The organism is Vibrio sp. J383, assembly GCF_023503985.1.
GTDB classification, from domain to species: domain Bacteria; phylum Pseudomonadota; class Gammaproteobacteria; order Enterobacterales; family Vibrionaceae; genus Vibrio; species Vibrio splendidus.
Map to the genome: position 1 here is coordinate 730,747 of NZ_CP097293.1, position 14,726 is coordinate 745,472.

Genomic DNA, 14,726 nt, shown 5'->3' on the forward strand with positions numbered 1-14,726 from the left:
CAAAATAAATCGCGAACTTTGACTGAAATAGCCACCTCGCGGATATAGAAGCCATCAATATATAAGAATTAATGGAGAACTGACAATGACTAAACTGTCATTCAAGCCGTGGGAAAGGATAATCTCTGACGTTCGTCTCGTTCCAAAAATGGTCATGCTGATGATATTCAGCACTATCTTGATCATTTCGAAGCAGTTATGGGACGCAAGTACGTTTTACGATTCATTGCTTGCTGTAACCAATAATGCGCAAGTTGCGCAGCAGCATTATGAGACTTACCTAGTTCAAGTGGCTTGGCAAACAGCCTTGATGATCATTGTGTTTGTGGTTCTTCTATTAGCGGCGGCGCGCGTTATGCTTCGCCAAACTCAGTACCTTAATGACGCCATTAAAACCATGGCCGATAAGAATCTATCAGTGCCGATTGAAATGGACTGTAAAGATGAATACGGCGATGTGGCACGTGAGCTTGAAAAAACTCGAGTTCAACTGAACGACATGATCAAAACTCAAGTGGCTTCTTCTGACGAGTTATTTGCTCTGACAGAAGTGATGACTATTAGCATGTCAGAAACCAAAGATTCGGCTCAAGAAGAGTTCAACGAGATCGATCAGCTAGCGACAGCTATGAGTGAGATGACGTCTACCGTGCAAACTGTCGCTGAGCATGCGCAAAGTGCTTCTTCATTGACTGAACAGGCATCAGGCCAAGCCTTGACCGGTCAGAAGTTCGTTCAAGGCTCTGTGTCTAAGATGAGTGAGTTATCTTCAGATATCGCAGCATCTGCAGCAGCGGTAAACCAAGTAGAAGAACGCGTTGACTCGATTGGTAGCGTTGTGGGCACTATCCAAGGTATTTCAGAACAAACGAACTTGTTAGCACTGAACGCAGCGATTGAAGCCGCGCGTGCAGGTGAAGCGGGACGTGGTTTTGCGGTTGTTGCCGATGAGGTTCGTAACCTTGCGCAGCGTACTCAACAAGCGACAGTAGAAATTCAAGATATGATCAGTCACCTACAAAGCAGCGCTAACTCTGCCGTAGAGCTGATGGAGAAGAGTGTTGTAGAAGCGGCTGAAGGCGTTGACCTGGTAACCAATGCTGGTTCTGAGCTTGATGGCATCGTAAGCCAAGTCAACCAAATCAATGATATGAACTTCCAGATAGCGACCGCTGCAGGCCAACAGAGCAGTGTTGCTGAAGAGATGAGTGTTAACCTAACGAATGTTCGTGAGCTTGTCGAAGCTTCTGTAGTGGTCGTTGGTGAACTGTTAGAGACTTCTCAGCTCATGGAAACCAACGCGCAAGAACTGGACGGTAAGATTAAACAATTTAAGGTTTAATCATGGGGTCTTGGCCTTCACTCCTCAGAGGTATTTCTAGTATTCGATAGCTAGGAAAGGCCCGATTCGATAAGTTAACCGATAAAACGCCCACATTACTAATGTGGGCGTTTTTTATTGGCGTAACTTTGGTATAACTTATCCTTAGATATTAAAACGGGTTCTCAAAGCTCGTTGTTAAACTTGCCTGTTAAAACTATTTACTAAAGAGCAGAACCAATTGTTCGGCGCGCAGCTTACACAAGGAAGAAACATGCCATTGCCTTCTCAACTCACCACGCATTCCCAGTCTGCTTTTGAGCAATTATTAGAGCATCAAAGTGAAGCCATCAATGCTTGGCCAGAGCCAATGATTGAAGATCTTAAACGTGTACTCGGTTTAAGTTGTTTTGTTGCTGATTGCTTACAGCGTGATACGGTTTTATCCAACTCCTTACCTGATATGCTGGCATGTGAAGAGCGTGCTGAAGGGTATCGTCAGCGATTAGCCGAGTTACTTTTAAGTTGCGCCGATAAAATGAGTGGCCAGCGTGTGCTGCGTCAATTCCGTAATCGAGAAATGACCTACATTGCTTGGCGTGATTTTTTGGGTGCGTGGGAGCTAGAGCAGAGCTTAAGCCATCTATCGATGTTGGCAGAGGCGATGATCTTCGAGACCTATCAGTGGCAGTACGATATTTGCTGTAAAGAGTGGGGCACACCTTGTAATGATCTGGGTGAAGCGCAGCCGATGTTGATCATCGGTATGGGCAAGCTTGGTGGCGGTGAGCTTAATTTCTCTTCTGATATCGATCTGATTTTTACTTACCCTGAAAATGGTGAAACACAAGGTGCGCGACGAAGTATCGCCAACGCCCAATTTTTTACGCGTTTAGGGCAACGGATTATCAAGGCGCTTGATCAGCAAACCTTTGATGGATTCTGTTATCGAGTAGACATGCGTCTGCGTCCATTCGGTGAGAGTGGTCCACTGGTCATGAGTTACGCTGCGCTAGAAGATTACTATCAAGAACAAGGCCGAGATTGGGAACGCTACGCGATGGTTAAGGCGCGAGTGATGGGTAGTGAAATGTACCCTGAATATCAAGAGCTTCGCCAGATGTTGCGCCCGTTTGTGTTTCGTCGTTATATCGATTTCAGTGCGATCCAATCTCTGCGTCGAATGAAGTCGATGATCAGCAGTGAAGTTCGCCGTCGTGGCCTCTCCAATAACATCAAGCTTGGTTCTGGTGGTATTCGTGAAGTTGAATTTATTGCGCAAGTTTTCCAATTGATTCGTGGTGGGCGCGAGCCTAGCCTGCGTGGTCGAGGGTTACTAGAAACGTTAAGTGCTATTGAATCTCTCAATTTATTAGAGACCAAAGAAGTCGGTCATTTACGTGAGGCCTACCTGTTTTTACGTCGCCTTGAAAACCTATTGCAAGCGATGTCTGACAAGCAAACTCAAACCTTACCAGATGGTGAGCTCGAACAACTGCAACTCGCTGTCGCAATGCAATTTGCTGATTGGGATAGTTTGATTACGGCAACTCGTGTTCATATGGCGAATGTACATACTGTTTTCGAAGATCTGATTGGTGTCGATGAAGACGATGCCAATCCAATCGCGAGCCACTTTAGTGAACTGTGGGATATGGCCCATAAACAAGACGTGATTGAGCAGGTTCTTGAGCATGACATCGCGATTGCTAACCCGCTGGAAGCGGCGAAAACCATTATCCAATTTAAAGCGGATTTAGCGAAGAAAACCCTTGGCCCACGTGGACGGGAGGTTTTAAATCGCTTGATGCCTAAAGTGTTCCAAGCGTTGTACACCGCCAAGGATGCAGAGTTTGGTTTATCTCGAGTGTTGCACCTTCTCCATAAAATAGTCACGCGCACCACGTACCTTGAGCTATTGGATGAACACCCAGCCGCGTTAACTCAGTTAGTTCGTTTATGTACTGCGAGCCCGATGATTTCGGAGCAGCTTGGCCGTTATCCTATTCTATTAGATGAACTTATTGACCCTCAGCAACTCTATAATCCAGTACCTTTAGAGTCTTACAAGACTGAGCTACGAGATTACCTAGCTCGCATTCCTGAAGATGATATGGAGCAACAGATGGAAGGTCTGCGTCAGTTTAAGCAGACTTGTATCTTGAGGATTGCAGCCGCGGATATTGCAGGTGCTCTGCCTGTCATGAAGGTCAGTGATCACCTGACCTATTTAGCCGAAGCGATTGTTGAGGCGGGTATTAACCAAGCGTGGCTGCAAGTGTCAGCTAAGTTCGGTGAGCCCACTCATGTGAAAGACCGAGAAGGCCGTGGTTTTGCGGTTGTCGGCTATGGCAAAGTTGGCGGCTGGGAGCTGGGCTACAACTCCGATCTTGATATCGTGTTCATGCACGATTGCCCGGTACACATCTATACTGATGGTAAGAAAGAGATTGATGGACGCCAGTTTTATCTAAGATTGGCACAGCGAATTATTCATATTTTCTCAACGAGAACCGCTTCCGGTATTTTGTATGAGGTCGATACTCGTCTGCGCCCTTCTGGTGCCTCTGGTCTATTGGTTAGTCCAACGGATGCCTTTGACGAGTATCAGCACAATGATGCGTGGACTTGGGAGCACCAAGCTCTAACTCGTGCTCGCATGATTTACGGCGATGACTTATTGGCTTCGGCATTCAACAAAACTCGCCATGAGGTCCTGTGCTTGGCTCGTGATGAGGCAACACTCAAAAAGTCCGTTGTGGATATGCGCGAAAAGATGCGCGGGCATTTAGGTGGAAAAAAAGCCGATCGATTCATGCTGAAACAAGATGCGGGCGGTATTACTGATATTGAGTTTTTGGCTCAATATCTAGTACTGAGATACAGCAACGAAAAACCTAAGCTCACCCGTTGGTGCGACAACGTGCGAATCTTTGAAAGCCTGTTGTCACAGGGGATTATGGACGAGCAGCAAGGCATGGCATTAACCAATGCCTATACGACATTAAGAGATGAAATTCACCACCGTAATCTACTCAACCTCGATGCGGATGTGGCGATTGATAAGTTTGAAATGGAAAGAGAACATGTTGTTCAAGCATGGAAGCAATGGATGGAAGCTTAACCTTAGTTAATGCTTACTGATTGCAGTGCCTATCGTGATAGGTGTTTGCTGATTTTTCTATGGTTTAGCCACTGTAATCAGTGTGCTAGACTCTGGCCAGATTTGATTTTTGGAGATCAATAATGAAACCAATTCTACCTGACTATAGTCAATCAGGTGTTCTTATTGTCGGTGACGTAATGCTTGATCGTTACTGGTATGGTCCAACTGGCCGTATTTCACCAGAAGCACCAGTACCCGTTGTAAAAGTAGAAAATAACGAAGAGCGCCCTGGTGGTGCTGCCAACGTAGCGATGAATATTGCTTCTCTTGGTGGTCATGCTCATGTCGTTGGTTTAACTGGTAAAGATGAACCCGCTGAGGTGTTAAAAAACACCTTAGGAGCGCTCAATGTTAAGTGCGACTTTGTTGAGTTGGACGATTACCCAACTATCACTAAACTGCGAGTAATGAGCCGAGGTCAACAGCTGATCCGTCTTGATTTTGAAGACAAATTCGAGAACACGGATCCTGAGTTAGTTCTGTCTCGCATGGAACAAGCGCTTCCTAATGTACGTTCGGTGATCCTATCTGATTACGCAAAAGGTGCCTTGGAGCATGTGCAAAGTTTTATTCAAAAATCACGCGCAGCAAAGGTTCCGGTATTTATCGATCCGAAAGGTGCTGATTTAGAGCGATACCGTGGTGCAACTTTGCTTACGCCAAATATGGCTGAGTTCGAGCTGGTTGCAGGTAAGGTCAAATCAGAAGAAGATCTTATCGAGAAAGGCATCGCCTTGATCGAAAAATACGACTTTGAAGCTTTGTTAGTGACTCGCAGCGAGCATGGTATGACGCTACTTCGTAAAGATCAGGCGCCATTCCACTTGCCGACTCAAGCGAAAGAAGTGTATGACGTGACAGGTGCGGGTGATACGGTGATCTCGGTACTCGCGGCTTCTGTTGCTGCTGGTAAGCCACTGGATGAAGCGTGTGCATTAGCGAACGCTGCTGCAGGTGTGGTAGTTGGCAAACTTGGTACATCGACGTTGTCTACGATTGAATTAGCGGAAGCGATTCATGGTAGCCAAGACACTGACTACGGCGTGATCTCTGAAGCGGCACTGGTTGAAGCGGTGAAGCGTGCTCGTGCGAAAGGCGAGACAGTGGTTATGACCAATGGCTGCTTTGATATTCTGCATGCCGGCCATGTTTCTTACATGAACCACGCGGCTGAGCTGGGTGATCGTTTGATCGTTGCAGTGAATACCGATGAATCAGTCAAACGTTTGAAAGGTCCAGGTCGCCCTGTGAACCCAACTGATCGTCGTATGGCGGTATTGGCTGGCTTAGGCGCTGTTGATTGGGTGGTTCCGTTTTCTGAAGATACACCTCAACGTTTGATCTCTGAGGTTCTACCAAGCATTCTAGTGAAAGGTGGTGATTACAAACCTGAAGAGATTGCTGGTGGTGAAGAAGTGATTGCGGCTGGTGGTGAAGTGAAAGTACTTAACTTTGAAGATGGTTGCTCTACGACTGAAATCATTAAAGCGATTAAAGGTGGTCGAGGCTAACTTTTAGCCTTCTCGTTTTCTAGTCTCAAGGCTTAACCTTTGAGTTAGGCTGAGAATTAGCTTTCAATAGATAATAAAAATGCCGCTCAATGAGCGGCATTTTTGTAACGGTAACTGAGTAATTAAGAATTACTTACTTGCTACTTTTAGACCTGCGTTTACATCAACGATGTCTTGTTCGCTTAGCGTACCGACGGCTTGACGAAGCTGAAGCACACTTAGGATGTAGTTGTAACGAGCATCTGAAAGGTTTTTGTTCGCATCGTATAGACGACGAGTCGAATCTAGTACGTCAACGATAGTACGAGTACCGACATCAAAACCTGCTTCTGTTGCTTCTAGAGCAGACTGAGCAGAGACAACAGACTGTTCGTAAGCGCGTAGAGCGCCGATCGAAGCTGTGATGTTGTTATTGAATGCACGAACGTCTTTTACAACGCTACGATAAGTGGCTTCTAGATCTTCACTTGCTGCAACGTAGTTGTATTCAGCCTGTTTAGTCAAAGAAGTTGTATTACCACCCGTATATAGAGGTACAACTAAGTTCAAACCTAGGTTTAGGTTATCTTGGTCGTAATTATTTGAGCTATTTGATTGATCCGCAAGAGAGTAACTACCATCTAACGTCAAGCTTGGTAGGTGACCAGAACTTGCTAGTGTGATGTTATCTTTCGCTACATCTTGAGAAATACGAGATGCTAAAAGGCTCAGGTTCTTTTGCTCTGCTTGTTCAACAAGTGCTGCTGCAGATTCAGAAGATTTGCTTGCTGAGAAACGATCAGTGTCTAGGATGCTTAGGTTAGAGTGTTCCTGACCTGTAATCTCACGTAGACCTTCGTAGTTATTAATCAGAGTGTTCTCTGCTAAAACTTCATCAGCTAAAACGCCATCGTACTGAGCTTGCGCATCATGTACATCGGTGATTGCTGAAAGACCTACTTCAAAGCGCTGCTTTGTTTGTTCTAGTTGACGAGCAACAGCGGCTTTTTCTGCACGAACAAATTCTAGGTTATCTTGAGCTCGAAGTACTTCAAAGTATGCCGTTGCTACACGTAGGATCAAAGCTTGTTGCTCTGCCGCGTACGCTGAATCAGATTGGCGAGCAGTTTTCTCTGCCGTATCTAGCGTGATCCATGAAGAGCGTTGGTAGAGCTCTTGAGAAAAGTAAATCCCAGCTCCCCATTGGTTATTGTCATTGTTTTTATCGCTTAAATCACCACGGTTGATATCGTAGTTAGCTCTTAAATCAATTTGTGGTAGCAAATCACTACGGCTTGACGTTACTGCTTCAAAAGCGGCATCGCGCTGCGCTGCGGAACGAAGAAGTTGTGGATCGTTCTGTTTTGCTTGGTCGTAAACTTCAGCTAGCGTATCAGCAAAAGCTGATGAACTCAGGCTGCCGATTGCTGCACTGATAAATAGTGGAAGCAGTTTTTTCATTTTCCTATTCCTGCCTTTAATGGAATTTTCTTCAAAAGAGTTTAACCCAGTTTGGTGGTAATTTACTCGAAACTTTGCACTTTTTTACATTTAACTGTCCACTTGTGCAATATTTATTTTTTAAAACTTAACTTTAATTATAAATTTTATATAAAAAGTTGAACCTTATCCTTGGTAGTTAACTCGGACAATGAGTAAACTATAAAGATCACTTAGTGAGGTACCAAATGCAACAGTATGACAATCAACGACATGAGTTTACTCCTCAAGATGTGGAAATAGTCTCAAAAGAGACGCTGTTTCGTGGTTTTTTCAAAATGGTTAAATACACATTTAAACATAAGCTGTTTGAGGGGGGCTGGAGCCAACCAATAGAGCGCGAGATGTTTGAACGTGGACATGCTGCCGCTTTGTTACCTTATGATCCTATTCGTGATGAAGTGGTGATCGTTGAACAGATCCGTGTTGGTGCTCTAGAGCATGAGAACCCATGGCAATACGAAATTGTTGCTGGGATTATTGATACCGATGAATCACCACAAGATGTCGCCCGACGTGAAGCGATGGAAGAAGCGGGCGTTGAAGTCGGATCTGTATTGCCTATCACTTCGTATTACCCTTCATCTGGCGGTTGTTCAGAAAAGCTCGACGTATTTGTTGGCTGTGTTGATGCAACGACAGCCAAAGGGGTACACGGATTGGACTACGAAGGTGAGGACATTCGTGTACAAGTTATGAGTCGCGAAGCGGCTTATCAGTTGGTAAAAGACGGTGTGTTTGAAAATGGCGCCACGATCATTGCGCTACAGTGGCTACAATTGAACTACCAAGAATTACAGTCAGAGTGGATAGATTAACGTCATGCCAAATATAGCAGTCAAAAAACCGTATCATGTTGATCTTGCTGAATTGATGCGAGTTTACGAGACTAACTATGCCAAACTTAACGCTCTGTTACCGGTAGGACATGAGGTTGGTGACGTTCGCTGTTACCAAGCCGTTAATATGGTGTATCAATTGACAGTGAATGAGGTCACAAAATACACCACTTTAATAGATATATGTCAGAGTGACGCGATGCCAGTGTTTCCTTTGCCAAAAATGTCTGTCAGGCTATATCACGACGCTCGAGTTGCAGAAGTGTGCGCTAGCGGGGATTTTTCGCGAGTCAAAGCGAAATATGACTACCCCAACACTAAGCTTTTGCAAAAGGACGAGAAATTTCAATTGAATAAATTTCTTGGGGAATGGTTAACGTTTTGTTTAAAAACGGGTATCAGCCGAACCCCAATTGCCTTTTAATTGAACCAACTTAAACAACACTTTTAAAGTCTAAACAGTAACGTATCTGGATTTGTTATTTTGGAATTATCACACACTTCAAAATTTGATGAGAGCACTATTAAGCTTGTGCAGCTAACGGACACGCATTTATTTGCGCCGAGCAATGGCAGCTTATTAAGCATCAACACTCAAGATAGCTTTCGTGCTGTAGTCGATGGCATTGTTAGTCAGGGCTTTGACTATCAAGCGATTCTAGCTACCGGTGATATCTCTCAAGATCACAGTGCTGAGTCGTACCAGAAATTTGAGTCAGGGATAAAGCCTTTGGAAAAGCCATGTTACTGGCTACCCGGGAACCATGACTTCAAGCCTAATATGGGCAGTGTTTTACCATCACCACAAATACAGTGTGTTGAGCATGTCTTGCTAGGCGATAACTGGCAGATGGTTATGCTGGACTCGCAAGTGGTGGGTGTACCTCACGGGCGCCTTAGTGATCAACAGATTGACCTACTAGAACAAAAGCTGACTGAATTCCCTGAGCGTAACACCTTGGTTTTGCTGCACCACCACCCTTTACTGGTCGGTAGTGCGTGGCTTGATCAACATAACCTGAAAGATGCTGAGCAGTTTTGGGATGTGGTTCAACAGCACACCAATGTGAAAGCGGTACTTTGTGGTCATGTTCATCAAGATATGAATCGCAATCATCATGGTGTACAAGTCATGGCAACCCCATCGACTTGTGTTCAATTCAAACCAAACTCGAACGACTTTGCGGTTGATACTTTATCTCCAGGCTGGCGAGAGATTGAATTGCACCAAGATGGAACGGTAACTACGCAGGTTCGCCGTTTGCCTAATGGGCAGTTCTCGCCAGACTTTGATGCAGGTGGTTACTAATATGCAGGACCTTAATCAGCAAACCGCTAAGCCATCGCTGCTTCTCTATATTCACGGTTTTAACAGTTCATCACGTTCTCACAAAGCGAACGTAATGGCTGATTACTGTGCGAAGCATCGCGCTGATATTAAAGTTGTGACGCCTCAACTACCGAGCTTCCCTCAGCAAGCAGCTCTGCATTTACAGCAGCTGGTGGAGCAATATAAAGATCAATATCAGATCGCGTTAGTCGGTAGCTCGTTGGGTGGCTATCTTTCAACATGGCTAAATAGTCATTATGGTTTCAAGGCGGTGGTTGTAAATCCAGCCGTGAAGCCGTATGAGCTTCTTGCTGATTATTTAGGAGAGCAAGTAAACCCATACACAGATGAACGATATGTGCTGGAAACAAAGCATATCGATGAACTGAAGGCGTTAGAGGTTCCGGCTATCGCTAAGCCGAGTGACTTCTGGTTACTTCAGCAAACGGAAGACGAAGTTCTGGATTACCGACAAGCGGTAGAGAAGTACCAAGGTGCGACACAGACAGTAGAAGAGGGCGGGGATCATAGCTTTGTTGATTTTGAACGTTACCCACAACAAATCGTCACTTTTCTAAACCTCTAATCTGTTTCATCAACAGAGTGATTTTCTCTTGTTTGCCTGTTATTTCATCTATCAATGGTGAAATATCATAGTTTGATGTCTTAGTTTTTGAACTAGCTTGACATCATTACTCAGCTTCCAGACTATATTCCCCAATACTTCGCTCGTTCGCTCTACTATGAAGGTTCATAGTAATGATTCTGCTTTAGTGAAACTAGAGCCAGCGAACAGACGCAAACTTTTTGAGTAAACTCCGTATTATGACTGAACAATATAATGCAAAAGACCTCGAGGTACTTGAAGGTCTCGATCCCGTGCGACACCGCCCGGGAATGTATACAGAGACAGAAAGACCAAACCACCTTGCCCAAGAAGTCATTGATAACTCGGTCGATGAAGCACTAGCGGGACACGCTAAGAAAATTAAAGTTGTGCTTCATGCTGACCAATCGTTAGAAGTTACCGATGATGGCCGTGGTATGCCGGTTGATATCCACCCTGAAAAAGGCATCTCGGGTGTTGAGCTGATTTTAACTAAGCTCCACTCAGGCGGTAAATTCTCAAACAACAACTATAAGTTTTCAGGTGGTTTGCACGGGGTAGGTATCTCGGTGGTAAACGCGCTGTCAAAACGCGTTGAAGTAACGGTTCGTCGTGACGGTCAGGTGCATGAAATCGCCCTTGAGGGTGGTCATGCCGTAACCGACCTTACTGTTACGGGCACTTGTGGTCACCGCAATACCGGTACTACCGTGCATTTCTGGCCAGATCCAAAATACTTCGATAGCTCTAAGTTCTCTGTTTTACGCCTTATTAATAACCTGCGAGCTAAAGCCGTACTTTGCCCAGGTTTAGAAATCACCTTTATCGACAAGGTTGGCGGTGAAGAACATAAATGGTTCTATGAAGACGGTCTAAAAGACTACCTTGCCGAAGGCGTGAAAGGTTACACCTTACTGCCTGAAGAACCTTATGTTGGCGAATTCGTTGCTGAAACTGAAATGGCGAACTGGGCGATCATTTGGCAGCCAGAAGGCGGTGATATGATCACCGAGAGTTACGTGAACTTAGTACCAACTAAACAAGGTGGTACTCACGTAAACGGTCTTCGCCAAGGTCTGCTTGATGCGATGCGTGAGTTCTGTGAATTCCGTAACCTGTTGCCTCGTGGCGTTAAGCTAACGGGTGATGACATCTTTGACCGTTGTTCTTACGTTCTATCGGTGAAGATGCAAGATCCACAATTTGCGGGTCAAACAAAAGAGCGCTTATCTTCTCGTCAAACTGCTGCGTTTGTTTCTGGTGTAGTGAAGGATGCTTTCAGCTTGTGGCTGAATGAAAAGCCTCAACTAGCAGAATTACTAGCAGAAGCTTGTATTGCTAACGCACATCGTCGTATGCGCGCAAGCAAAAAAGTTGTACGTAAAAAGATTGCTTCTGGTCCAGCACTGCCGGGTAAGCTAACCGACTGTTCGGTTCAAGATTTAAGCCGTACCGAAATCTTCTTCGTGGAAGGGGATTCGGCGGGTGGTTCTGCTAAACAAGCACGTGATCGTGAGTTCCAAGCGGTTATGCCACTTCGCGGTAAGATCCTAAATACGTGGGAAGTGTCAGCAGACCAAGTATTGGCTTCACAAGAAGTACATGATATTTCAGTTGCTCTGGGTATCGACCCAGATAACGATGATTTGTCGGGCCTGCGTTACGGTAAGATCTGTATCCTTGCCGATGCGGACTCGGATGGTCTTCATATCGCGACACTGCTATGTGCACTATTTACTCGCCATTTCCATGCTTTGGTTGAAGCGGGTCATATCTATGTGGCAATGCCTCCTCTGTATCGTATCGATTGCGGTAAAGAAGTGTTCTACGCACTCGATGACTCAGAGAAAGATGGTGTGCTTGAGCGACTATCGCAGAAGAAAGCCAAAATCAACGTGCAACGATTTAAAGGTCTGGGTGAAATGAACCCACTTCAGTTACGCGAAACCACTATGGATCCAAATACTCGTCGTCTTGTCCAATTAACGATTGATGACAACGACGCGACCAACGAGATGATGGACATGCTGCTTGGTAAGAAACGTGCAGATGATCGCCGTACATGGCTACAGACTAACGGTGATATGGCCGAGGTATAATGGATGTCTAACGAAATTACATATGATGGCGTTGAACAGCTGCCAATGCGCAAGTTCACCGAAGATGCCTACTTAAATTACTCAATGTACGTGATCATGGATCGTGCATTACCGTATATCGGTGATGGCTTGAAGCCAGTACAGCGTCGTATTATCTACGCGATGTCTGAGCTGGGCCTATCCGCTGCATCGAAATACAAAAAATCAGCACGTACCGTTGGTGACGTATTAGGTAAGTATCACCCACACGGTGACTCTGCTTGTTACGAAGCGATGGTATTGATGGCGCAGCCTTTCTCTTACCGCTACCCATTGGTAGATGGTCAAGGTAACTGGGGTGCTCCGGACGACCCGAAATCGTTCGCTGCGATGCGTTATACCGAAGCAAAATTATCTAAGTTTGCTGAGGTTCTTCTAGGTGAACTAGGTCAAGGCACCGTTGATTGGCAACCCAACTTTGATGGCACCATGAAAGAGCCTCAGATGTTGCCAGCACGTCTGCCTCATATCTTACTTAACGGTATTACTGGTATCGCGGTTGGTATGGCGACCGACATCCCGCCTCACAATGTACGTGAAGTGGCGAACGCGGCGATTCATTTGATTGATACGCCGAAAGCTGAACTTCCAGATGTGATGGGTTTCATTCAAGGCCCAGATTACCCGACAGAAGCTGAAATTATTTCGCCGAAGTCGGACATCGAAAAGATCTACCGTACAGGCCGTGGCAGCATCAAGATGCGCGCGGTATGGCACAAGGAAGGCTCTGATATCGTCATCACGTCTTTACCTCATCAAGTGTCAGGTGCGAAGTTACTTGAGCAAATTGCGAACCAGATGCGAGCTAAGAAACTGCCTATGGTTGACGACTTGCGTGATGAATCAGATCACGAGAATCCAACGCGTATCGTCGTGGTTCCTCGTTCAAACCGTATCGACTGTGACCAACTGATGAGTCACTTATTCGCGTCGACGGATTTAGAGAAAAACTTCCGCGTTAACTTGAACATGATTGGTTTAGATAACCGTCCTCAAGTTAAAGGCTTAGTTCAAATCCTGAAAGAGTGGATTGAGTTCCGTCGTACGACCGTTCGTCGTCGTTTACAGTACCGTTTAGATAAAGTACTGGCTCGTTTGCACATCTTAGAAGGCTTACTCGCTGCTTACCTCAACATCGATGAAGTGATTGAGATCATTCGAACAGAAGACGAGCCGTGTCCTGTTTTGATGAACCGTTTCAACATTTCTGAAATTCAAGCTAATGCTATTCTTGATATTAAACTTCGTAACTTAGCTAAGTTAGAAGAATTTAAAATTCGAGCTGAGCAAGAAGAGCTTGAAGCTGAACGTGAAAAGCTTGAAAAGCTACTCGGTTCAGAGCGTCGCTTGAATACGCTGATCAAAAAAGAAATCCAAGCAGATGCAGATAAATACGGCGATGATCGTCGCTCACCGTTGATTGAACGTGCTGAAGCAAAAGCTTTGACTGAGCGTGATTTAGTTCCAAGTGAGCCAATTACTGTCGTGCTTTCTGAGAAAGGTTGGATTCGTCATGCTAAAGGGCATGAAGTTGACGCTGAAGGTTTGAACTACAAATCAGGTGATAAATTCTTAGCAAGCACTAAGGGTAAGAGTAACCAACAAGCGGTGTTTCTCGGCAGTGATGGCCGAAGCTACTCCCTTGAATCTCACTCACTGCCATCGGCGCGAAGCCAAGGTGAGCCAATTACAGGCCGCTTGAATGTCAGCCCTGGTACTTCTATTCGCCAAGTGGTGATGGGAGAGAATGAACAGCTATGGTTAGTCGGTTCTGATGCGGGTTATGGTTTTGTTTGTAAAGGTAGCGATCTGCTGTCTAAGAACAAGAGCGGTAAAGCGCTGGTTAACTTGCCACAAGCTTCTGAAGTGATGTTGCCAAGCCCGATTGCTGACTTGGACACTAACCAGATTCTGGCGATTACTAACCAAGGTCGTATGTTGTTGTTCCCGATTAAAGACCTACCTCAATTGAGCAAAGGTAAGGGTAACAAGATCATCAACATTCCTTCTGCGAAAGCAAAAGAGCGTGAAGAGTTTGTCTCGCATCTAATGGCTATCCCAGAGAATGCGACGCTGACCATCTATGCGGGTAAACGCAAACTTGGCTTGAAACCTGCGGATCTTGAAAATTTCCGTGGTGAACGTGGTCGTCGTGGTGGTTTACTACCTAGAGGACTACAACGAGTGACGCGCATTGATATCGATGAACCTAGCGACGCTTAGCTATGACACTCTTAGCTATGACACTTAGCTCTGACGCTTAGTTATATAGTTAGTTTTCATTGAGTTTATAATTCGCTTGATTGATAAAAGAAAACCCAGCTTAAGAGCTGGG

Annotated in this window: 10 protein-coding genes; 9 read left to right on the forward strand and 1 reads right to left on the reverse strand. The window is 45.3% G+C overall.

The features are described 5' to 3' along the window. Positions 1–85: 85 nt before the first annotated feature. From M4S28_RS03355 to hldE, 3 genes are all read left to right on the forward strand, one after another. On the forward strand, positions 86–1,342 hold the full coding sequence (locus tag M4S28_RS03355) for a methyl-accepting chemotaxis protein (protein ID WP_017084751.1): 1,257 nt from the start codon (positions 86–88) through the stop codon (positions 1,340–1,342). A 253-nt stretch (positions 1,343–1,595) separates the two neighbouring features. Continuing rightward, entirely contained in the window at positions 1,596–4,445 is a 2,850-nt protein-coding gene (gene glnE, locus M4S28_RS03360) for a bifunctional [glutamate--ammonia ligase]-adenylyl-L-tyrosine phosphorylase/[glutamate--ammonia-ligase] adenylyltransferase (RefSeq protein ID WP_249632315.1), read from the forward strand. 122 nt (positions 4,446–4,567) lie between these two features. Beyond that, positions 4,568–5,998 carry a bifunctional D-glycero-beta-D-manno-heptose-7-phosphate kinase/D-glycero-beta-D-manno-heptose 1-phosphate adenylyltransferase HldE gene (gene hldE / locus M4S28_RS03365; protein WP_249632316.1) on the forward strand — a complete coding sequence of 477 codons (1,431 nt, stop codon included), beginning with the start codon at positions 4,568–4,570 and terminating at the stop codon, positions 5,996–5,998. Between the two features lie 129 nt (positions 5,999–6,127). On the opposite strand, the gene tolC is transcribed toward hldE, so the two are convergent. Next, the gene (tolC, locus tag M4S28_RS03370) at positions 6,128–7,438 is read right to left on the reverse strand and encodes an outer membrane channel protein TolC (protein WP_065207219.1); all 1,311 of its coding nucleotides are present in this window, start codon (positions 7,436–7,438) and stop codon (positions 6,128–6,130) included. 227 nt (positions 7,439–7,665) lie between these two features. Between tolC and nudF the strand changes: the two genes are divergently transcribed. The 6 genes from nudF to parC all read left to right on the forward strand — a co-directional run bounded on the left by nudF (position 7,666) and on the right by parC (position 14,614). After that, the gene (gene nudF / locus M4S28_RS03375) at positions 7,666–8,295 is read left to right on the forward strand and encodes an ADP-ribose diphosphatase (RefSeq protein WP_065207220.1); all 630 of its coding nucleotides are present in this window, start codon (positions 7,666–7,668) and stop codon (positions 8,293–8,295) included. Between the two features lie 4 nt (positions 8,296–8,299). Further along, positions 8,300–8,740, forward strand: coding sequence for a DUF1249 family protein (locus tag M4S28_RS03380; RefSeq protein WP_008222561.1), 441 nt, complete (start codon positions 8,300–8,302; stop codon positions 8,738–8,740). A 60-nt stretch (positions 8,741–8,800) separates the two neighbouring features. Continuing rightward, positions 8,801–9,625: a 3',5'-cyclic-AMP phosphodiesterase gene (cpdA, locus tag M4S28_RS03385; RefSeq protein ID WP_114632967.1), complete on the forward strand. Its 825-nt coding sequence runs from the start codon at positions 8,801–8,803 to the stop codon at positions 9,623–9,625. Position 9,626: 1 nt separating this feature from the next. After that, positions 9,627–10,232 (forward strand): esterase YqiA, encoded by a 606-nt coding sequence (yqiA, locus tag M4S28_RS03390; RefSeq protein WP_249632317.1) that lies wholly within the window; start codon positions 9,627–9,629, stop codon positions 10,230–10,232. A 239-nt stretch (positions 10,233–10,471) separates the two neighbouring features. Beyond that, complete coding sequence (gene parE / locus M4S28_RS03395; protein ID WP_017077669.1) at positions 10,472–12,352, forward strand: DNA topoisomerase IV subunit B; 1,881 nt, start codon at positions 10,472–10,474, stop codon at positions 12,350–12,352. Between the two features lie 3 nt (positions 12,353–12,355). Continuing rightward, the gene (gene parC / locus M4S28_RS03400) at positions 12,356–14,614 is read left to right on the forward strand and encodes a DNA topoisomerase IV subunit A (protein WP_017080241.1); all 2,259 of its coding nucleotides are present in this window, start codon (positions 12,356–12,358) and stop codon (positions 14,612–14,614) included. Positions 14,615–14,726 lie beyond the last annotated feature (112 nt).